At 65.0% G+C, this 20,493-nt stretch carries 21 protein-coding genes and 4 pseudogenes; 12 read left to right on the top strand and 13 right to left on the bottom strand.

The features are described 5' to 3' along the window. Positions 1 to 132: 132 nt before the first annotated feature. The 5 genes from KNN17_RS13495 to KNN17_RS13475 form a co-directional block, all read right to left on the bottom strand. Entirely contained in the window at positions 133 to 384 is a 252-nt protein-coding gene (locus tag KNN17_RS13495; RefSeq protein WP_241709550.1) for a hypothetical protein, read from the bottom strand. 67 nt (positions 385 to 451) lie between these two features. Beyond that, complete coding sequence (locus KNN17_RS13490; protein WP_241709549.1) at positions 452 to 760, bottom strand: type II toxin-antitoxin system RelE family toxin; 309 nt, start codon at positions 758 to 760, stop codon at positions 452 to 454. Between the two features lie 105 nt (positions 761 to 865). After that, a complete protein-coding gene (locus KNN17_RS13485) occupies positions 866 to 1,660 on the bottom strand; it encodes an IS110 family transposase (RefSeq protein ID WP_241709548.1) in 795 nt (264 codons plus the stop codon). A gap of 326 nt (positions 1,661 to 1,986) precedes the next feature. Further along, positions 1,987 to 2,265 carry a helix-turn-helix domain-containing protein gene (locus KNN17_RS22690; RefSeq protein ID WP_372489680.1) on the bottom strand — a complete coding sequence of 93 codons (279 nt, stop codon included), beginning with the start codon at positions 2,263 to 2,265 and terminating at the stop codon, positions 1,987 to 1,989. Beyond that, positions 2,187 to 2,372, bottom strand: a complete 186-nt coding sequence (locus KNN17_RS13475) for a helix-turn-helix domain-containing protein (RefSeq protein WP_241709547.1) — start codon at positions 2,370 to 2,372, stop codon at positions 2,187 to 2,189. The genes KNN17_RS22690 and KNN17_RS13475 overlap by 79 nt, the downstream gene beginning before the upstream one ends. 802 nt (positions 2,373 to 3,174) lie before the next feature. Between KNN17_RS13475 and KNN17_RS13470 the strand changes: the two genes are divergently transcribed. From KNN17_RS13470 to KNN17_RS13445, 7 genes and pseudogenes are all read left to right on the top strand, one after another. Then, a complete protein-coding gene (locus KNN17_RS13470) occupies positions 3,175 to 3,495 on the top strand; it encodes a carboxymuconolactone decarboxylase family protein (RefSeq protein WP_241709546.1) in 321 nt (106 codons plus the stop codon). Continuing rightward, on the top strand, positions 3,485 to 3,934 hold the full coding sequence (locus KNN17_RS13465; RefSeq protein ID WP_241709545.1) for a cupin domain-containing protein: 450 nt from the start codon (positions 3,485 to 3,487) through the stop codon (positions 3,932 to 3,934). Before KNN17_RS13470 ends, KNN17_RS13465 begins: the two co-directional genes overlap by 11 nt. Continuing rightward, positions 3,931 to 4,962, top strand: coding sequence for an alpha/beta hydrolase (locus tag KNN17_RS13460; RefSeq protein ID WP_241709544.1), 1,032 nt, complete (start codon positions 3,931 to 3,933; stop codon positions 4,960 to 4,962). The genes KNN17_RS13465 and KNN17_RS13460 overlap by 4 nt, the downstream gene beginning before the upstream one ends. A 101-nt stretch (positions 4,963 to 5,063) precedes the next feature. Further along, on the top strand, positions 5,064 to 6,086 hold the full coding sequence (locus KNN17_RS13455; protein WP_241709543.1) for an alpha/beta hydrolase: 1,023 nt from the start codon (positions 5,064 to 5,066) through the stop codon (positions 6,084 to 6,086). A gap of 152 nt (positions 6,087 to 6,238) precedes the next feature. Continuing rightward, positions 6,239 to 6,649: pseudogene (locus KNN17_RS13450) on the top strand (low temperature requirement protein A); the annotation flags it as partial. A gap of 52 nt (positions 6,650 to 6,701) precedes the next feature. Beyond that, positions 6,702 to 6,893: pseudogene (locus tag KNN17_RS22685) on the top strand (low temperature requirement protein A); the annotation flags it as partial. Positions 6,894 to 6,903: 10 nt separating this feature from the next. Continuing rightward, positions 6,904 to 7,431 carry a low temperature requirement protein A gene (locus KNN17_RS13445; RefSeq protein WP_372489683.1) on the top strand — a complete coding sequence of 176 codons (528 nt, stop codon included), beginning with the start codon at positions 6,904 to 6,906 and terminating at the stop codon, positions 7,429 to 7,431. Between the two features lie 6 nt (positions 7,432 to 7,437). Here KNN17_RS13445 and KNN17_RS13440 read toward each other — a convergent pair whose 3' ends face one another. From KNN17_RS13440 to KNN17_RS13420, 6 genes and pseudogenes are all read right to left on the bottom strand, one after another. After that, complete coding sequence (locus KNN17_RS13440) at positions 7,438 to 8,010, bottom strand: NAD(P)H-binding protein (protein ID WP_308196810.1); 573 nt, start codon at positions 8,008 to 8,010, stop codon at positions 7,438 to 7,440. 46 nt (positions 8,011 to 8,056) lie between these two features. Further along, positions 8,057 to 8,188 (bottom strand): annotated as a pseudogene (locus KNN17_RS22680) (NmrA family NAD(P)-binding protein); the annotation flags it as partial. Positions 8,189 to 8,196: 8 nt separating this feature from the next. Next, complete coding sequence (locus KNN17_RS13435; protein ID WP_241709540.1) at positions 8,197 to 8,493, bottom strand: hypothetical protein; 297 nt, start codon at positions 8,491 to 8,493, stop codon at positions 8,197 to 8,199. 24 nt (positions 8,494 to 8,517) lie between these two features. Continuing rightward, the gene (locus tag KNN17_RS13430; RefSeq protein WP_241709539.1) at positions 8,518 to 8,877 is read right to left on the bottom strand and encodes a flavodoxin; all 360 of its coding nucleotides are present in this window, start codon (positions 8,875 to 8,877) and stop codon (positions 8,518 to 8,520) included. Between the two features lie 342 nt (positions 8,878 to 9,219). Next, entirely contained in the window at positions 9,220 to 10,077 is an 858-nt protein-coding gene (locus KNN17_RS13425; RefSeq protein WP_241709538.1) for an aldo/keto reductase, read from the bottom strand. 79 nt (positions 10,078 to 10,156) lie between these two features. Beyond that, a complete protein-coding gene (locus tag KNN17_RS13420) occupies positions 10,157 to 11,530 on the bottom strand; it encodes an MFS transporter (RefSeq protein WP_241709537.1) in 1,374 nt (457 codons plus the stop codon). 128 nt (positions 11,531 to 11,658) lie between these two features. Here KNN17_RS13420 and KNN17_RS13415 point away from each other — a divergent pair, with 128 nt between their 5' ends. After that, entirely contained in the window at positions 11,659 to 12,582 is a 924-nt protein-coding gene (locus KNN17_RS13415) for a helix-turn-helix transcriptional regulator (RefSeq protein ID WP_241709536.1), read from the top strand. A 63-nt stretch (positions 12,583 to 12,645) separates the two neighbouring features. On the opposite strand, the pseudogene KNN17_RS13410 reads toward KNN17_RS13415, so the two are convergent. Together KNN17_RS13410 and KNN17_RS13405 are read right to left on the bottom strand one after the other, a co-directional pair. Then, positions 12,646 to 13,790: pseudogene (locus KNN17_RS13410) on the bottom strand (IS3 family transposase). Between the two features lie 536 nt (positions 13,791 to 14,326). Further along, positions 14,327 to 15,160, bottom strand: a complete 834-nt coding sequence (locus KNN17_RS13405; RefSeq protein WP_241709535.1) for a DeoR/GlpR family DNA-binding transcription regulator — start codon at positions 15,158 to 15,160, stop codon at positions 14,327 to 14,329. Positions 15,161 to 15,251: 91 nt separating this feature from the next. Here KNN17_RS13405 and KNN17_RS13400 point away from each other — a divergent pair, with 91 nt between their 5' ends. From KNN17_RS13400 to KNN17_RS13385, 4 genes are all read left to right on the top strand, one after another. Next, complete coding sequence (locus KNN17_RS13400) at positions 15,252 to 15,899, top strand: bifunctional 4-hydroxy-2-oxoglutarate aldolase/2-dehydro-3-deoxy-phosphogluconate aldolase (protein ID WP_241709534.1); 648 nt, start codon at positions 15,252 to 15,254, stop codon at positions 15,897 to 15,899. A gap of 61 nt (positions 15,900 to 15,960) precedes the next feature. Continuing rightward, positions 15,961 to 17,256, top strand: a complete 1,296-nt coding sequence (locus KNN17_RS13395) for an MFS transporter (RefSeq protein ID WP_241709533.1) — start codon at positions 15,961 to 15,963, stop codon at positions 17,254 to 17,256. Between the two features lie 36 nt (positions 17,257 to 17,292). Next, positions 17,293 to 17,913 carry an AAA family ATPase gene (locus KNN17_RS13390; RefSeq protein ID WP_241709532.1) on the top strand — a complete coding sequence of 207 codons (621 nt, stop codon included), beginning with the start codon at positions 17,293 to 17,295 and terminating at the stop codon, positions 17,911 to 17,913. 1,537 nt (positions 17,914 to 19,450) lie between these two features. Continuing rightward, a partial coding sequence (locus KNN17_RS13385) for an IS30 family transposase (protein ID WP_443627621.1) occupies positions 19,451 to 20,493 on the top strand: 1,043 nt, incomplete at its 3' end.

Genomic DNA, 20,493 nt, shown 5'->3' with positions numbered 1-20,493 from the left:
CCCACTGTGTCCCTTCGGGACCTCCGTCCGGGGCTGAAAATGCGCCTTTGGTCGCCTGTCGACGCCGTAGCTCCATGTCTCGGCTCTCCCCGGGAAACGCATCGCCGAGAGCGGATTTTCCGTCAACCTGTTTCAGGCGGAAGCTGTTTCACGGAGGTATGGGCGGAGTCCGGGGATTGCGAAGACCACCTTGCCGTGGCCGGCTGACTCGATCAGGCCCTCGGCGATGAGTCTCTTTCTGTACTTGGACACCACGTTAGGCTTGGCCTTCATGATGTTTCCTATCTGACCGGCCACGGACGGTCCATCCTGAAGGGCCATGGCGTCGAGGAACTTGCAGTCTTTGTCCGAGATGTCCGATAGTGCTGACTCTACGACTACCAATGTGTTCCGCCTTTGGGCTCTTCCCAGGGCAGACTGACAGCACCTGACGTCCCGGCGTGGTCTGTGCCTAGTGCTGGTAGATGTCCCGATGGTGGCCAAGGGCGGCCACCAGAACGATCAGCTGTGCGTCCCGGATTTCGTAGATGATCCGGTAATCGCCGGTGCGGACACGCCAGTCACCGCTTATTCCGGAGAACTTCTTTGCTCCTGGCGGTCGCGGAGACGATGGCGGCCTGGATCCGCCGATGGGCGTCGGGCGGGAGTTTGCGCAACTGCGGGAGGGTGGCCGGCGCGACCTGCAGGGCAGAGCTCGGCGACAAGGTCCAACAGGACCCGGATTCCCCCGGCGCCTGGCGTGGGTGATGAACGCAACCATGTCCTCACTGCTCCAGTATCGCGGAGCGACCGTGAGATAGCCGGCGACGTCTTAACCGGCGTTCCGGAAAGGGGGAAGCGAAGCAGGGGTTGAACCAGATGGTGTCTACGCCGGCCACCCAGATAACCCAAGTGGGCCTCGCGCCTTCGAAGTCGCCGATCCCGTCCCGATTGCCGTCCGCGAAGGAGGACAGGAAGGTCCGGTGAATCGCGCGAGTTCGCTGACGTGGCTGGTCAGTGCCGCGTGGTTGTCCTCCATCTGTCGGGTCAGATCAAGGACCGAAGCCGCGAGCCTGCGCGCTTCGGCCCGGATCGTCCGGGTGGGCGTGTCGTCGTCACGCCGGGCCCGCCAAGCGGCCACGGCGCGCACCTGGGCGTCGGTCAGAGGCTTCCTGGCATCGATGCCGAGATCGAAGCTGCGCAGCAGCGCGGTGAGCAGGTTCCGGTCCCCGGTCCTACGGCTGTCTATTGCGCGCCGAGCCACGAGCAAAACCCTCAATGCTGAGCGGATTCCGTCCGCTCTTGGGGCCGCCAGCGCTTCTGCCTCCGAGGCAAGGGCTGTACCGGCCGCGGCCACGGCATCGATCTCATCCGACTTACCTTTCCCGGTGCGGGAAGCACGTCTGGGCGGACGGACGTCACAGACCGCGATGCCTTCCGCCCGGCGGGTGCGGGTGAGCTTCGCCCCGTAGGAGCCCGTGCCCTCGATCGCGACCAGCACCTTCCCGGCCGAGCGTCGCTGTATCCAGGTCACCGCGCGGGCCAGTCCGGCCGCGTGCGTGGGGAACGTCGCCGAGCCCGCGGTGCGTCCCGTGCCGGCGTTGAGTATTGCGTAGGTGTGCGTCTGGGCGTGGGTGTCCACGCCGATGACATGTTGGTATTGCTCTGCCACGATGGTCACGCCATGGCTCCTTCCGTGCCGAGGGATATTGCCAATCGGCGTCGGTCTGGAAGAGGAGCTGTTGCGAGGCGCATCTCTACCGAGCCACGCGGGCCGGAGATCCTCCGGACGCGGGCAACCTTCTATCAAGCCATCGGAACAGGCCAGACCAACGCCGACCCCGCAACCCGGGCAAGTCAGCGGAAAGGCACCCCGGAGGGGCCAGATAGAGACCGAGCCACGCGAAGCGGGATCGGACGCCAGTCTGCCAGCCAGTCCCAGACCAGCCATCCACCATTAGAGATTGAGACCTACGACATTGATCGGGTAAGGACGTGCCGGCGTGGTTATCGACAGGGCCAACGGAAATTGGAGCTGATCGAAGGGTATCGCCTCGTGTCCGGGCGGTTGCGAGCCAGCTCCCGGCTGATCGTTGATGGGGAGCGCCCCAGCTCACGGGCGATGGATCGAAGGCTTGATCGTGCCAACAAACGGTCAGCGATGAAAACCCGCTCATCTTCGGACAGATAACGGCTGGACCCACTGGCTACCGGAACAGGAAGCCGCCGGCGCGGATCCAGACCTGTTGACGCAACCCGGGCACGCCATTGCGGCCGTTCAGCCAACGGCTTCCCGTGTTGCGGCTGATACCGAGGATCCTGCATGCCGCTAAGTTCGAATGCCCGTCCTTCATGAGCTGAACATATCCGGGCCGCTTATCGACCAGGCCCACAGGCCCCATTTTCCGTAAACGACGCGCCGAACGTCCCATAAACAGCACCCTTTTCAGTCAGGTGTTTCGACGATGATGAGAAACCGCGGCGTCCTTGCCGAGTGGCAGCAGCGGTCGGCCGCCGTGGGATTCGGCGACCTTGAGAGTGGGGTGGCGTCCCATCGCCGTCGTCGCTTTCGTGCACGCCGACGCAATGGCGCCCTTCCTGATCGTCAGCTTCGTGGCTGTCGCAGTGCAAGGGATATCGAACACAGGCGGGATGCGCACTGTCCTTAGCTGGACGACACCGTCAGAACGATTCGGCGTGCTCGCGAAGCTCGACCTCATCTCCTCCGGCGGCGCCGCGGCGCCAGGACTTGTTGCTGGACACTATCGGCGGTGCCCCCACTCGATGCGATCGGCTACGCCGCCGTCGCCATCATCTCCATCATCACGATCCGAAACCCACACCGGTAAGGGCGGCCCTCGCTCATGTCGTCGCGGAGGAGCGGGCGCGCACGCTCGCCATGATTTGATCTTCTATGGCGGTGCCGCTCTACCGGGTCTCGTCGCCGGTCAGCGGTCCCGCTCGGCTGGCGCTGCCGGATGTCGGTGCCTGCTATGCCGCGCTCGTCATCGCGGCGACCGTCGCGCGGCTGAGTAGTTGCGGCCGTGGTCAACAGGCACTGGTGTCTGGAGGCTGATGCGGCGGACCCGCGATGAGCGCCCGATGGGTGTAATGACAGTTCCTCCCTTCTTCCGTCGAGCGGTGTAGCGTCGGAGGTGGGAATGAACGGTTCTCACTTATCTCAGGAGGTATTGCATGGCACAGGAGAAGAGCCGAGCGCAGCAGTTGGTGGGTGATATCGCCCCGAAGTTGGCGGAGCTGACCGACGAGGTGCTGTTCGGCGACGTGTGGGCGCGCCCCGGGCTCTCGCCGCGGGATCGCAGTCTGATCACTGTCGCAGCGCTGACCGCACTGGGACGCACTGATCAGCTTCGATCCCACCTGGGTCTGGCGCTGGACAACGGCGTGACCCAGGGGGAGCTGGCTGAGCTCGCTACCCACCTCGCGTTCTATGCCGGGTGGCCGGCCGGGATGAGCGCGGCCACCACGCTCAAGCAGGTCCTCGATGGCCGCTGACGACGTGAGCGAAGACCCGATGGTCGTCCTGCCCGCGCCCGCCACGGTGAAGGCGGCAGCGGACCGATTCACGGGCGACGTGTGGGTGGATGGCATTACGAATGGGGCCGGTCCCGGCACGGCGACGCTCGCTGCCGTACGTTTCTCGCCGGGCGCGCGCACCGCGTGGCACCGCCACGCCAATGGCCAGACCCTGCATGTGACCGACGGGCGCGGGATCGTCTGCAGCCGCGACGGGCATGCGATCGTCATGATTCCCGGAGACGCCGTCTACACCCCGCCCGGCACCTGGCACTGGCACGGCGCGGCACCCGATTCCTTCATGACGCACCTGGCACTTTCCGTCGCCGGCGGAGATGTCGAATGGGACGGACACGTCGGTGACGACGAGTACGCCACCGCCGCAGCCAGTGGCGAGGCCACGACGAGGACCCGATGACGCCCGACGGTTCGACAGCATCCGGGGAGGCAGCCGCTCCGCTGGCCGTCGCGGCGCAAGGCAGCTTCGCCGTCGGCGGCACCATCGTGACCAGGGGCGGAAGCTTTGACCCACGGAACCCTGTGGACCCCGCGGGGCAGACGCTGCACGGCGACCACGCCCGTGTCAGCTATCAGGTCCCGGTTGCTGCGCGACCAGTGCCTTTGCTGTTCTGGCACGGCTGGTGGGTAGACAGCAGCTGCTGGGACACCACACCTGACGGCCGTGAAGGGTTCCGCACCTTGTTCCTACGCCGCGGGTACGGTGTGTATCTGCTCGATCAGCCCCGGCGCGGTTCGGCGGGCAAGACGACGATGGCCGCCGAGATCGGCACCGGGCCGAACGAGCAGTGGTTCTTCAACCAGTTCCGCCTCGGCCTGTGGCCGGACTTGTACGAGGGCGGCCAGTTCTCCTCCGTCCCGGCGGCGCTGGAGCAGTTCTTCCGGGCCATGGTGCCAGACACCGGCCCGCTGGACACCGAGGTGATCGTTGCGGGAGCATCGGCGGCGATCGACCGCATCGGTCCCCTCGTGTTGGTCACGCACTCCCACGCCGGCGGCTTCGGGTGGCTCGCCCGGCTGCGCAACGACAACGTCCGTGCCGTTGTCAGCATCGAACCCGGCAGCGGATTCGTCTTCCCCGAGGGCGAACTGCCCGAACCGATGCCCAGCTCGAACGGCACCCTGGGACCGGTGCCCGTTCCCCTCAAAGAGTTCGAGGCGCTGGCACGGGTGCCGATCATCGTCTACTACGGCGACAACATCCCGACCGAGCCGACCGACATCGCGGGCCGCGACAACTGGCGGGTTAGGGTCGCCATGGCCCGCATCTGGGTCGACACGATCAACCGCCACGGTGGCGACGCGACGTTCGTGTCGCTGCCGGAGCAGGGCATTCACGGCAACACCCACTTCGCGTTCAGCGACCTCAACAACCAGAAGATCGCCGACCAGATCGCGGCGTTCCTCGCCGAGAAGAAGCTCGATTGATCGCACCGGTCAGGAGGGCACGCCAGGGCGCCGCCACGCTGACGACGCGAGAACAGCAGCAACGTTGCCAGCCCGGGCATACGAGTGAAAAGGAGATGTACATGAACGACACGAACATCGCCGCGGAAGCGGGTCCGGTGCACGACTACCGCCAGAACCCGTTCGGCCTCGTCTATGAGTACGCCATCACGGAGAACGAACCGGGTAAGGTCAACATCCACCCCGTCAGTTACACGCTGCGCGGGCTGACGATCGCCGCGAACGTCTACACCCCGGCAGGCTACGACCCGAACGGCAAATATCCGGCGATCACCGTGGCGCACCCCAACGGTGGCACCAAGGAGCAGGTCGCCGGCCGGTACGCTCAGCGCCTCGCGGAGCAGGGCTACATCACGATCACCGCGGACGCCGCCTACCAGGGACACAGTGAGGGCGAGCCCCGCAGCGTGGATAAGCCCTTCTTCCGCACCGACGACATTCACGGCATGGCCGACTTCATCGCCGGTTTCCCGGGCGTGGACGTCGACCGGCTGGGTGCGCTGGGCATCTGCGGCGGCGGCGGGTACACGTTGAAGGCGGCCCAGTCCGACAAGCGCTTCAAGTCCGTCGCCACGGTGAGCATGTTCAACTCCGGGCGCGTCCGCCGCAACGGGCTCCAGGACTCGGCGCTGGACACCACCCAGGACCGCCTGCGGCAGGCATCCGAGGCCCGCGCCCAGGAAGCTGCCGGCGGCGAAGTCCTTTACGCCGGGGATGCGGACCTGACGGACAAGCAGATCGCGGCCCTCCCGTTTGACCTGTACCGGCAGGGGTACGAGTACTACTGGAGGACCCACGCCTGCCCGGGCTCGACCTTTAAGTACACGATGAGCAGCCTGCTGGACCTGATGGCCTTCGACGCTGCCGACCAGCTTGGGCTCATCGACGTGCCATTGCTGATGATCGCTGGAAGCGAGGCGGATACGAGGTATATGAGCGAGGACGCGATCCCGAAGGCGACCGGCACCGAGGATAAGGAGCTGTTCCTCATCGAGGGTGCCCGGCACATCGAAACGTACTGGATCGATGAGTACGTGGACGCCGCGCTGGACAAGCTGACGGCCTTCTACGCCCGAACCGTCTAGACGAAATAGAGGGCTCCAGCGACGCCGCTGCCTGAGCCACCCGAGAGCGCCGCTCCGCGGGCGTCGCGGAACACGGCGCTTGGAAGGGTGCACTCGAACATGCCCCGGGACGCAGTGCGAGTCGTTCCCGTCTGAGGCGGGAGAACCACTAAATGGATGGCACGTCACCGGCTCCGGCACGAGGACGACGCTGGCCTGCCGGCGCGCATGCGGGCGAGGTCGCGACGGCTTTCGAATTGTTCTTCGACCTGGTCTTCGTCTTCGCCGCTACCCCGGTCACCGGCCTGATGATGCACGAACACGGCGTCATAGGCATCCTCCACGGCCTGATCCTGCTCGGCATGCTGTGGTGGACCTGGTGCGCATTCACCTGGCTGGGTAATCAAGTCCGTGCCGACGCGGGCATTGGAATGGTCGGCTTCGGTCTCGCGACCGTCGGTGTCTTCGTCGTCGCCCTGTCGATTCCCACCGCCTGGGAACACGCGGACAGCGGCCTACCTGGCCCAGCCGTCCTGGTCTGCGCGTACCTGTTCGTTCGCGTGGTCTACACCATCGCCGCGCAGGGCGACCAGGGATTGCGCAGGCAGATCGCCATCTCCTGGCTGCCGCGGGTGCATGGGCGTGCTGCTGATTCTCGGGGCTGCCATCGGTGGCGACGCGCAGATGATCCTGTTCACCGTAGCGGTCCTCGGCGAGTGGCTGTCCATCTACCTCATGTCCTGGCGGGGCAGCTGGAGAATTCACAGCCCCTCCCACTGGACGGAGCGGTATGAACTGTTCGTTCTGATCGTCCTGGGCGAATCCCTTGTCGCCGTCGGTGTCTGCGCCGAGGGACACCCGCTCAGCCTGCCGCTCCGGATCGTGGCCGGGCCGGGGGGTCGGCTTTGCGATCTGCCTCTGGTGGCTGTACTTCGACTTGGTGGCCCCCGCCACCGAACGCCGCATCGCGGAACTGGCCGGAGCGCGACGCGTCCGGGTCGCGCTGGAAGCCTACGTTTACGGCCACTTCCCCCTAATCGCAGGGATCGTCATGGCCGCCGTCGGCGTCGACGGCACCCTGCGGCTGGCAGACACTCCCGAACCGATCGGCACGTTCTACGGGCTCTGCCTGGCAGGCGGAGTGATCCTCCATTTGGCTGGGCACCTGATCTTCGACCGACGTGTGCTGCGGGCGAGGAACATCGCCCGCAGCAGCACGATCCTCGTCCTGGCCGCACTCTCGTCCGTGATCGGGCTGCTTTCCGCGCTGGCGGCCCTCGCCTCCGTCACCGCAGTCCTAGCCGCATTGGTCGTTTTCGAACGAGTGCGCTTCGCCGATCTCCGACAGCAGTACGGCAGCGAATAGTCTGGTTCAGAAGCGTCTGCGGACGGCGTCGAGTTCGGCGACGACTCCGGCCGGCTCGTGGTCCAGTGGCATGTTGTCGCGGTCGAGGACGGCATCGAGCGCGCCCGCCCGGTCCGCTTGCAAGCCGTCGAAGAGCGGGTTTAGGTCAGTCTGCGCCGGCCCCGTTTCCGCGACGAGCTCCAGCGTCTTGTGGTCGGCGGCATCCGATGTGAGCGACGCGACGAGGACTTGCGCGATTTGGGCGCGGGAGACCACACCGTCAGAGGGATCGCTTGCCCACCGGGTGTCGCCTTGCAGCATGACGAGCCGGTGTTGGTCGGCACCGTTGTAGTCGAACCAGCCCGGGCGGACGATCGTGTTCGGCATACCGCTGGCCCGGACGAGCCGTTCCCCGCGGCGCTTCCAATCGTGACCGGGAGTGTGCTTCGTGACCCCGATCGCGGTCATCAGGGCGATTCGAGCCGGAGCTTCCAGGACGCTCAGGACGTTGCGCACGGCACCGTAGTCCACCTCTTCGGCTTCCTGGGCGCCGCCGTGGCTTCCGTGGGTAAAAATGATTCCGGTAACACTTGATCGCACCCCGAAGGTTCCCCGCGTCCGTGAGGTCGCCAACGACAACCTCGGTACCTTCCGGGAACCGGTCCTTCCGGGATTCGTCACGTACCAAGGCCCGCGTGTCAAAGCCCGCCTCGAGCGCCTGCGCGACGGCGAGTTGTCCGATGCTGCCGCTTGCACCGACGACGAGCACTGTGGACATTTCTTCAGTCATGATCGTTCCTTAGTTGTTGCTGGCTGCTTTTCTTCATCTTCTTCGTCGCGGAGCTTCGTGATCGAGCCGTTGAACCCGTCCCCTCGGCCGCTGGCGCCGGCCAGGACGGCGGCCTCGCCGATCACCCCGTCTGGCACCGCGGCGGGTTTTGGGAACACGGGTCGGGCGGTGTTCCCTTTGTTCGCCGGGCCCTCACACATCGGCGGGTCGAGTTCTCGCCCGAGCGGGTTGGCTGCCACGCAGTCCATGCGAACCCGCACCCACATCGGCGCGCTCGTCACGGCATCCAGCATCCAGGAACCGGTTGGTTGACGGGATCAGCCTGTAGCGCTTGGTCGATCTTGAAGAAGTCCGGTGCGGCGCAGCCAGGATTCGATGGCCGGTCCGGCGTCGCGGACTTCCTCTCCCCGCACCGCGAGCCCTTCGCCGATGGTCGCCCCCGGGCAGGAGCGGGTGTAGTCGCGTTCGGTGGTGCCGAGTCCGCTCATGGCGTGGGTGGTCACGGGGTGGACCGTTTTGCCGGTGAAGTCGTGGCCTTCGGTGAAGGTCGTCATGATCATGGGTGCCCGGACGTTCCAGATGCCGCTGGCCAGCAGCACGGTGTCGTACTGGTCGATGGAGGGCAGGGGGGTGGCGATGGTTGGAGCGGTCCCCGTAGTAGTAGTTCTCCCCGGCACGGGAGAACTGGGCCAGCAGAACTCGTCCGCCATTTCCGGGACCAGGCATCCCCTGGGCGGAGCCGGGGGTGGTTGGGTTTGGGGGCATGGGCGTGTTCCTTTCCTCCGGGGCACAGCCTGATGTGCCGATAGCGATCATGGCAGCGCCCAGGCCGGTGGCTGCAAACTGCAGGACCGAGCGCCGGCTAATCGTTTTTGGATTTGTGGTCATCACGGGTCTCCGGGTCGGGTGTAGGGCCAGCGTGGGCACCCCTGCTCGCGGTTAAAGGTGCGGCCACTGCCCGTTGCGGAGACTGTACGTTGGGGTGACCGGCTGGTCACCCCAACGGACGGAGAGCCGGATTAGTTGTAGCGGCGTGCGCCCAGCCAGCTGACCATGGCGGGGTCGCGGTGGTCGAAGAAGAGGCTGGCGCCGGTGTCCAGGGTTGCGATCTGGCTCGTCTGGTCCTCGGTGAGCTCGAAGTTGAAGACGTCGAGGTTTTCGGCCATCCGATCGGGACGGACGGACTTGGGGATGACGACGATCTCGCGCTGGATGAGCCAGCGGAGCACGACCTGGGCGACGGACTTGCCATGTGCCCCGGCGATGGCGCGGAGGACCGGATCGGTGAACAGGTTGTTCTTGCCCTCCGCGAATGGCCCCCAGGACTCGATTTGGACGCCGTGTTCGCGCATCAGCGCCTGATCGGCGGCGCGCTGGTGGAAGGGGTGGGTTTCGATCTGGTTGACGGCAGGGACGATCTCGTTGTGGTCGATGAGGTCGACCAGCCGGTCGGGATGGAAGTTTGACACGCCGATTGCACGGGCCAGGCCTTCCTTGTTGATCTCCTGCATGGCCCGCCACTCGCTGTAGTAGTCCCCGAGCGGCTGGTGGATCAGGTACAGGTCGAGGTAGTCCAGTCCGAGCCGGTTGAGGGAGTTTTCGAAGGCGCGCCTGGTGTCGTCCTGAACGCTGCCGGTGGGTGCGTGCTGGATCCAGAGCTTGGTGGTGATGAAGAGCTCCTCGCGGGCAAGTCCGCTTGCCTTGATGGCTGCTCCGACGGCCGCCTCGTTGCCATAGGAGGCGGCCGTGTCCAGATGGCGGTAGCCGGCGGCGAGGGCGGCCTCGACCGCGGCTTGGGTCTCGTCGTCGGGGATCTGGAAAACGCCGAAGCCCAGGATCGGCATCTGGACGCCGTTGTTGAGGGTCACGTTGTTCATGGGGTTCCTTTATTGGTGTGTGGGCATCGGTGGTTTGCGGACGGAGGCCGTGGCCGGGGCTGTGGTTCCGGCACGGACGTTAGGGCTGTGGCGCGTCCGCATGCCATAGTCGCAGGGACGCGGCGATGAGGATGAGCAGGACGACAACGGTGGTGCCGAGACCAAGGCGGAGCCCGCCCATGAAGGCGTTTCCGGCGAGCAGGGCGCCATAGATCGCGACCCCGAGGGAGCCGCCGACCTGCCGGGCGGTGTTGACGACGCCACTGGCGGTCCCTGCCTTCTCTGCGGGAACGTGGTCCATGACCAGGGCGATGATCGGAGGAACGGTGAAGGATCCGCCGACGCCGACGGGCACCATGATGACGGACACGAGCAGGAGCGGGGCGTCGGCGGGAAGCAGCCACAGGCCGGCCAGGCCCACGGCCATGATCAGCTGGCCGGCGGCGATCATGGCGACGCTCCCGTAGCGGGCCATCAGCCGGGCCCCGAGGGGGTTGAGGAGCGTGAGGAGGCCGGTCATCGGCAGGAACAGCAGCCCGGTCTGCAGCGCGGTGGCTCCGCGTTGCTGCTGGAAGTAGAGGCTTTGGAGGAAGACGACGCCGTAGAAGGCCGCCATCGTGACAACGGCTATGGCCAGGGTGGTGGAGACCGTGCGTGAACGGAACAGGTCCAGCGGGACCATGGGGTGTTTTCCGCGGGCCTGGGCCAGCACGAAGGCGGCCGCCGATGCCGCGAACACAGCGAACAGGGTGAGGATTCCGGGGTTGCCATAGCCGGCCTCGGCGCCTTCGATGATGCCGTAGGTCAGGCTGGCCAGGGCCAGCACGGCGGTGATCTGCCCGATCCAGTCAAAGGGCATCGGGCGCCGCGGCGACGGGGCGACGCGGGCGAGCACGAACAGTGCTGCCGCCCCGACGGGAAGGTTAACGATGAAGATCAGCCGCCAGTCGATCTGGGTCAGGACGCCGCCGAGCACCGGACCGGCCGCGGCGGCGACAGAGCCGCCCAGGCCCCAGTACACGATGGCCCTGCCGCGCTGTGCCGCGTCATGATAGGCCTCACGGATGAGGGCCAGAGAGCTGGGGGTGATCATCGCCGCGCCGATGCCCTGCAGGATGCGGCTGGCGATGAGCACCGGGAGGCTCGGGCTGAGCCCGCACGCCAGGGACGCAACGGTGAACAGGACCATGCCCAGGCCGTAGGCGCGGCGGGCCCCGGCCCGGTCGGAGAAGGTCCCGGAGAACAGTTGCAGGGCCGAAAACATCAGGGTGTAGCCGGTGACGATCCACTGCAGGCCGGACAGGCCGCCTCCAAGGTCGTTCCGGATCGCGGGCAGGGCGACGTTGACGATCTGGGCATCCAGGGCAACGACGAAGAATCCCAGCATGGCGACCGCCAGGGACGCGCGCGGCCGGGCCACTGTTGTCGGGGGGCTGAGGGTGGATACAGACATGGTCCTCGCAGGATGGGGAACTGGACTTCTTCAAGAAAACCAGCCAATTCCTGCGCGCGGGAGTGCCTGTTGTGCGGTGTACTGGCAGTTCCTGTTAGGCCGGACCGGGGCGTCGTGGCGTAGAGGCCATGGAGAACAGTCAAGACGTCCGCGAGTTCCTCACGAGCCGGCGGTCGCGCATCACTCCGGCCCAGGCCGGGCTGCCCGCCTACGGCGGGACCAGGCGCGTGGCGGGGCTCAAGCGCGAGGAAGTGGCCATGCTTACCGGCGTGAGCACCGAATATTATGCCCGGCTCGAGCGGGGGAACCTGCGGGGAGTCTCCGAAAGTGTCCTCGAGTCCCTCGCCGGCGCACTTCAGCTCGATGAGGCTGAACGGGCCCACCTGTTCGACCTCGCCAAGGCTGCCGGGCCAGCGCGGGCACCGGGAACCCGCCGGGTCCGGGCGGAAGTGCGCCCCAGCGTTGGGCGGATCCTGGCCGGGATGACAGGCACGCCCGCCTACGTCTGTAACTCGCGCATGGACATCGTGGCCGCGAACAGCCTCTGCTTCGCCCTCTACGCCGGCGTCCTCAGCCCCGAGACGCTGCCGCTGAATCTCGCACGGTTCATTTTCCTGGATCCGCGTTCCCAAGACTTCTTTCTCGACTGGGAGACGCTCGCTGATGACCTCGCCGCAGGACTCCGCGCCGAAGCCGGACGCAACCCACATGACAGGGGCCTCAGCAGCCTCATTGGTGACCTCGCCACGGGAAGCACGGAATTCTCCATGCGCTGGGCACGGCACAACGTCCGTTTCCGCCGCTCGGCCCGCAAGACACTGCACAACCCGCTCGTTGGAGACATCGAACTCACCGGCGATTCCCTCAAACTACCCGGCGAGGATCTGACCGTCATCGCCTACACCGCCGACCCCGGATCCCATGCCCAGGAACAACTCGACTTCCTGACCAGCTGGAGCACAACCGGAAAACGTCCGGCCGAACCGGCTCCAGCCAACGCGCACACCACAACGAGTCCGCCACCCGAAAGCGAGTCGCAGGACCGCCCATGAGTGTCACATAACCGTCCGAAAAAACGCACCAGGGACTGCCCCGGCTTTTGTTGACTCGGGGTCTTAGGCCGCTAAGAGCGCGGTCCGGTTGATTGTTTCATATTCGATCGGCGTGAGTTTTCCCAGCCGTCTTTGCCGTCGCCGGCGGTGGTATGTCCTTTCGATCCAGGTGGTGATCGCCAGGCGGAGCTCCTGGCGTGTGAGCCATCTCTGGCGGTCCAGGACGTTTTTCTGCAGCAGCGAGAAGAAGGATTCCATCGCGGCGTTGTCCGCACACGCGCCCACCCGGCCCATCGACCCTGCGAGCCCGTGGCGCCGGAGCGATTCGACGAAGCGGCGGGATCGAAACTGGGATCCCCGATCCGAATGCACCACCGTTCCGGCCGGGCGGCGTGAGCGCACCGCGTTCTCCAGTGCGGCGACGGCCAGCGAGGATTTCATCCGCGAGTTCATCGATTACCCGACGATTCTCCCGGAATAGACGTCCTTCACCGCGCAGAGGTAGAGCTTCCCCTCGGCAGTGGGGTGCTCGGTGATGTCGGTCAGCCACAGCTCGTTCGGCGCCTCGGCGGTGAAGTCCCTCTCCACCAGGTCGTCGTGGACCGGTGGTCCCGGCTTCCGGTTCAGGCCACGCTTCTTGGAGAACACGGACCAGATCCCGTGGTCCCCGCACAAGCGCTGGACCCTGTTCTCGCCGGCGATGATGCCTTTCTCGGGAAGTTCATCGGCGATGAAACGGTATCCGAAGGCGGGATCGTCGTCGTGGATGTCCAGGGCGGCGTTGACCAGGTGCGCATCCGCCCAGTCCCGGTCCGTCACCGGGCTGGCCCTCCACCGGTAATAGCCTTGCTTGCTGAATCCCAACACCCTGCAGGTCACCGCCACGGGGACACCGTCGGCGGCAAGATCCGTGACCAGCGGGTAGATCATTTTGGGTTGATGTCCCTCGCCAGATAAGCAGCAGCCCGGCGCAGAATCTCGTTCTCCTGCTCCAACAGGCGGTTGCGCTTCTTCAGCTCCCGCAGCTCGACCGACTCGTCCGCTGCCGGGCCGGCTCCGGAATCTTTACGTTCGGCGATGGCAATCCACCGTTTCAGCGTCGTGACCGACAGCCCGAAATCCTTCGCAATCTGCGCCAGCGGCGCCTCACCCTTACGGGCCACATCAATAACATCCTGGCGGAACTCCGCCCCATAAGCCGTGGGCATGGTCAACATCCTTCCACGAGCACAAGCTCGCTAGGTCAAGGAGTCAACAAAACCGGGGGCAGTCCCCCACGTAACTCTGCGGCTCGCAGGCCACGGTTGCTGTGTCATGAGTTAACGCCCGTCGCCGGGGATCTTAAATTGGCCAGCGAACGACGATGGCTAGAATGGGCGCCCATGAGTGTGAGACGCGAAAATCCGCCCGCCGCGCTCTCATCAAGTTGGACGGCCTCGACCACATCAGTGCAGTGACCGTTCGCGCAATGGATGCTATTGATGCGCGACGCACCAAGAGCCCGTCACGAGGACTGCTGCCGTGTGCCAACAACCATCAGTAAAAGCTCAGCGCCATGCCCGGCGGCGGATCTGTGATTTAGTCATCGGATGGCTTAGTTGTGCTGAGACGTGGCGATCGGTTTGGTTCCCGCATACGTGACGTGACCTTGCGGGTACTCCCGACAACAAGGTCCCTCCACCGCGTTCCTTGGTCGGTCGTCGGTGGGCAGGAAAACCGGCTGGGGGTATCCCCGGGCCAGATCTCAAATTGAAACGCCTGAGGTGCCATGTAAGGCGCGGCTTGGAAGGGCTGCGACATGGACGCTCACGCCCAGTTCGCGGATGCTCTCCTGCATTTCCCTCGGGAGCTGGTCGTCGGTGACCACCGCATCCAGCTTGTCCAGGGGTGCCACCCGGAACTTCGAGACCGTGCCGAACTTGGTGCTGTCAGCCAGCAGGAAACATGACGACGACGCCTCCAGGGCCGCGAGTTTGATCTCTACCTTGTCCAGTGAGGGGGTGGTCACGCCGCGGGACATGTTCCACGTGCCGGTGCTGAGGAAGAAGAGGTCAATGTTGATGCCCTTGACAGCGTCAGCGGCGATGCGGCCGCAGCTGGAGGCGCTGGAAGGATCCACGACGCCCCCGGTGTGAATGGTCTCCACATTCGGGAAGGCGAAGAGGCTGGTCACCACATAGAAGTCGTTGGTGACCACGGTGAGGTTCTTCAGCCCTCCGAGGTACGGCACCACGGACTGGCAGGTGGTTCCGGCGTCCAGGAACACCACCATGTCATTTTCCACGAACTGCGCCGCGAGCTCGGCGATCGCCTGCTTACGCGGCAGTTCCAGCTGGGCCCGGAATTCCCGCTCACGAGGCGGCTCCTGGCTGGTCCAGTCGGCCAGCCGGACACCGCCGGGCACCGATGCCACCTGACCCAGCTCCTCGAGCGCCGTGATGTCCCGCCGCACGGTCATGTGCGAGACATTCATGTAGTCCGTAAGGTTGCGGATGCTCAGCACGCCCTCGCGCCGCAGCAGGCGCAGAATCTCCTGGTGGCGCTGTTCCGGGATGAGCGGTCGGGTTGGCGGGTTCACGCAGGACTCCTTTGGAATGGGGACGTAACAAGCCTAACAATTTTTCACAAGGTGTTCTGATTTGTGAAACTTTGGGCTAATCTCTTAAATCATGTTAACCAAGTTTGAAGTACTCGAAACCATCGTCCGCACCGGCGCACTGCTCATCGCGCGGCTGGACTCGGCCGACGAGGCCTACCGGGTTGCAGAGGCTGCCATCGACGGCGGCATCCGCGCCGTCGAGGTCCCGTTGACCGTTCCCGGCGCGCTCGGTGTCATCGAACGGCTGGCCGACAAATACGGCGATCAGGGGATCGTCGTGGGTGCCGGCACCGTGCTCGACGCCGAGGCCGCCTACGCTTCGGTGTCCGCCGGGGCTCGGCTGCTCGTCAGCCCGCAGCTCAACCCGAACATGATCGCCTCGGCCAACCGCTACCAGGCGGTCACAGCCAGCGGCGCTTTTACCCCCACCGAGGTCCTCAACACGCTGGAAGCCGGTGCCGACATCGTCAAGCTCTTCCCGGCTGAACTCGGCGGCCCCGCCTACGTCAAGACCATCCTGGCGCCGCTGCCGCAGGCGCCGATCATGCCGTCCGGGGGAGTGACCCCTGAGAACGTCGGTGCGTGGTTCGCCGCCGGCGTGACCGCGGTAGGCGTTGGCAGCTTCGTCACCAAGGCCGCCCAGAACGACGGCGACTACGGGCTGGTTGCCCGGGCTGCCCGGACGTTCCTCGCGGCGATAGATAACGCCCGGCCGTAGGGTCTGGCACCACAACTACATCCGACAGAAAATGTCGACAGAACACAAAGGAGTGAGCTGCATGAGCCAAGCTTCCGCAGAAATCGCAACACCCGAGGTAAAGCCCGCGAAGAACGTGCGGATCAGGTGGTACCTGATCGCGCTGCTCGTGATCGGCGGCATCATCAACTACCTGGACCGCAACAACCTGAGCATCGCGAACACCACGATCGCCAAGGAGTTCGGACTCAACACCTTCCAGATGGGCCTGCTTCTGTCCGCGTTTTCCTGGCCGTACGCTATTGCCAACCTGCCCGCCGGCTACCTCGTTGACAAGTTCGGCCCGAAGCGCATGTTCGCGTGGGCCGCTGGGCTGTGGTCCATCGTGTCGATGCTCTCGTCGCTCGCCAACTCCTTCGGCTTCCTCTACGCCGCCCGGGTGGCCCTCGGCATTGCCGAGTCGCCGTTCTTTACCTCCGGGCTGAAAGTGGCTGACAAGTGGTTCAACAAGACGGAGCGGGCACTCCCGGTATCCATCATTAACACCGGTTCACAGCTCGCCAACGCGATCGCACCGCCGCTGCTGACATTCCTGATGCTCACAATGAGCTGGCGCGGAATGTTCGTCGTGATCGGTGCCCTGGGCATTGTGATCGCCCTCGTCTGGCTCCGCATCTACCGTGACCCCACCATGAAGGAACAGTTCATCATCAAGGGTGATGAGTTCGAGGAACAGCAGAAGCCCAAGGAGAAGCAGGCCGGCTGGGGCGAACTGCTCAAGAAGCAGAACACCTGGTTCATGGTCTTGGGTGCCTTCGGAATCTTCTACACCGTCTGGGTCTACCTCACCTGGCTGCCGAGCTACCTCCAGACAGCCCGTGGCTTCAGCCTGAGCCAGATCGGCTGGCTCGCCGGGCTGCCGTTCCTTTGCGGCATCATCGGTGTCCTCACCGGCGGCATCCTCTCCGGCAAGCTGATCAGGCGCGGAATTCCCACCATCACCGCCCGCAAGATCCCGATCGTGGGCGGCGCCCTGCTCGCCGCCGCCGCCGTGCTGCCGGTGGCGTACGTCGAAAACACGACCCTGGCGATCGTGCTCCTCTCTGTCGGCTACTTCGCGGCTCAGGTGCCGATCGGCGTGCTGTGGACCCTGGCCTCGGACATCGCGGACTCCAGCCAAGTGGCATCCCTGGGTGCAATCCAGAACTTCGGCGGCTTCCTCGGCGCCGCAGTGGCTCCCATCGTCACCGGCTACATCCTGAATGAAACCGGCGGGAACTATACGCTGGTGTTTCTGATCGGCGGCGTGCTGCTGATTGTCGGCGCCCTGTCCTACGGCTTCTTCGTCAAGGACCGCCGGCCGGCCGGCCGCGCCTGACCTCCGCTTGCACAACGTTCAAGGAAGAACCGTCTCTTGACTACCACCCTCCCCAAAGTGTTCTTTGTGATTGGGCCGGCTGGCTCCGGGAAATCCAGCGTCAGCCGGCTCATTGCCCAGCGGTTCGGGGCTGCCTATATCGACAAGGACACAGCCACCATCCGGTTCACCGAGCTGCTGCTCAAGCTCAACAACTCGGACCCGAATGAGCGGGACAACAACGAGTTCTACCAATCGACCATCATGCCCCTGGAGTACGCGTCCATCCTGGACCTCACCCGGGACAACCTGGCGGCAGGGAACTCCGTGGTCCTGGACGCGCCGTTCGGGAAGTTCTTTCCCGACGACGACTACCTCGCCAAGATCCGGGTCCGCCACGAATGGCCCGACGCCGAACTCGTGGTGGTACATGTGAAGCTGGCCGGAGAGGCACTCCGGGAGCGCCTGATCGCCCGCGGCTACCCGCGGGATGAATGGAAACTGGCGAACTGGGAAACGTTCTGGTCCGGCGCCCAGGCCAACTCCTGCCAGTGGACCGGCGCACGGCACCTTGAGTTCGACAACAGCGCCCAGGCCGCCGACGCCACCGCGTTCGCCGCGGCGCTGGCGGCGGACGAGACACGCAGCCTCCCGGCGGCGGGACAACGCGTCAGCTGAACGCAGCGAAACGGGACAAGCCCATCGATTGCTCCGTAACGCCGTTTTGACTCGTCAATAGGGCGCTGATGACGACTCCTTCTGCCCGATGGACAGTCTGACCAAAATGAGGCGGGCGGGGGACCTTGTTTTGGATCCGGGTGGGAAGCGTATGGGACCTGATAGGGAGGAGTCCCGCCACCCTCGTCCGCACGCTGCCCTGGTACATCTTCCCCGTAACGGCCTCGCAGACTTGGGCAGCGACCTTCCCCCCATTAGGGCCGTCGGCCGCCCCGCGTATCCTTTCGGAGTTTTCGAGATCGAACAGGGCAAGCGCGCGGGCGCCAAAGCCATTCGGTAAAGAATCAACCAAGTCAGGCCGATTCTTGAAGCGATAACGGACGAACCGTCATGCGCGCGTCGGACTCGTGCGAATGTCTTGTCACCGTCAGCGCATCATTCGAACCGCAGCCAGCCCCATGCACCCGACTAAATATCTCGACGCAATCCCTCTTCCGCGGGCACGCATAGCTACCAGCCACGAGGTCCTTCGTCCCACGCATGACATTAGGAGGACATGGGCCGGTCTGACGCGCAGGTGAGGCGACAATTCCGTCAGTGGTTCGGGTGACTACCCGCTGCGGCCCGCCATCCTCGCACGGGAACGAGCCCCGTTACCTCCGGAACGCCCACGACCTGCGACAGATGCCGGGCCGCATCGATATCCTTCGCAGTAGCCATCGGCACCCGAATCTCTAATCTACCCTCTTCGTTCCCGGTAACGCAGGCCGCAGGACATCGCTATCGAAGTACCCCCGTGGCGCGTCCTTGAACCTTGAGTGATAGGTGTGTTAGCGGCCATGAAAAACTGCCCATAGGCGGCCACGGAAATGCCCACTGAGGCGAGTTCTAGTCATCGTTGCAACACCTCTGGATAATCGGGAGTTGCAACACCATGGAATCAACATCGAAAAATAGTCTCCCGTTAAGGAAAGAATCTCCTTTAACGGAAGACCCGGCGTCGAGGACCGGGACGCTCGGGAAACGTTCCCAGCAGTCCCATACCCGTGCCCAAAGACAGGATTTCCTTTCCGCCGTGGCGCGTCTGGGAACTGTCGCCGCTGCGGCCACGGAACTCGGCATTAACAGGAGCACGTGCCAGAAGTGGGCGAACGCTGCCGGGATCAGGCCGCAGCGCCTGTACAGCCAGGCGGACAGGGACCACTTCTATGCCGTTCTGGACCGGACCGGCACCATTACCGCCGCGGCCGAGGAGCTGGGATTGAACATCAGCACGGCGCAGAACTGGGCCGGCAGGGTCAATCCTGCCGCGAGAAAACCACGGGCCATGAGGACTGTGAAGGCCGATCCGGCCCAACGCTACTCACCGGCGGTGATTGAGGAGTTCCTGGGTCTGCTGCGTGACATCGGCAGCGTCAGCGCCGCGGCGGAACAGTTGGGCCTTAACCGCTCCACCTGCTCGAACTGGGCCATCGATGCCGGAATGGCCTCCACCTGTCTGCGACGCCCCTCGGCGAAGCAGCTTCACTACCTGCGCCTGCGCCAGGAAGGAGCCGGCCGGAGGGACGCCGCCCTCGCCGTCGGTGCCAGCAAACCGAGTTCCTACAACTGGGACCGGCAACAGGCGGCAAAGGACACGGCCGCGACCCAAGGCCAGGCCGTGGATCTGCCGTATACACAGAAGGTGAGAACTACATTCGCGGAACCGCCGGCCCCTGCAGCGGCACCAGAGCTGACAGCAGCGGCGGTGCCGGAGCTGCCAGTCTCAGTGACGAAGCAGGCGCCCGCCGCGGTGGCGTTGGAAGCTCTGGAGCAGCCCATCAGCGCCCGCTACCTTTCCCTGTCAGAGCGGGAGAGGATCGCGGACCTGCTCTCCCGCGGGACTTCCATGCAGGCGATCGGCAGGGCCCTGGGCCGGTCCGTGGGCACCATCAGCCGGGAGATCAAACGCAACAGCCACCCCATGCTGGGTTACCGGCCTTACGGTGCTCACCGGGCCGCCACTGCGGCCCGGGCACGGCCGAAGGACAGTAAGCTGGCAGAACCCGGGGAACTGCACGACTACGTGAAGACCAAGCTCCTCACCCGTTGGTCCCCGGAACAGATTTCGAAGCTGCTGATCAAGGAATTTCCCGATGACGAGCAGATGCGCGTGAGTACCGAAACGATCTACCAGGCCCTCTATTTCCAGGCCCGCGGCGGACTCAAACGCGAGGTCAAAGAGGCCCTGCGCAGCGGGCGGACACGCCGCAAGCAGCACAGGAATCCCGAGGAACGCACCAGTCGTTTCCGGGACCCGATGATCAACATTTCCGAACGCCCCGCAGAGGTCGAAGACCGCGCCGTGCCGGGCCATTGGGAGGGGGATTTGGTGACCGGAGCATACAACCAGTCGGCGATCGCCACGCTGGTGGAACGCACCACCCGCTACGTGATGTTGGTGCACCTGCCGGTGGATCACACCGCCGAATCGGTCCGCGACGGGCTGATCAAAACCATGTCCACCCTCCCGGCGCACCTGCGGGGATCCCTGACCTGGGACCAAGGCGCCGAAATGGCCAAACACAAGGCATTCAGCAT

This window comes from Arthrobacter bambusae (genome assembly GCF_022606295.1).
GTDB lineage: Bacteria > Actinomycetota > Actinomycetes > Actinomycetales > Micrococcaceae > Arthrobacter > Arthrobacter bambusae_A.
This window is presented reverse-complemented; position numbering and strand designations above follow the sequence as displayed.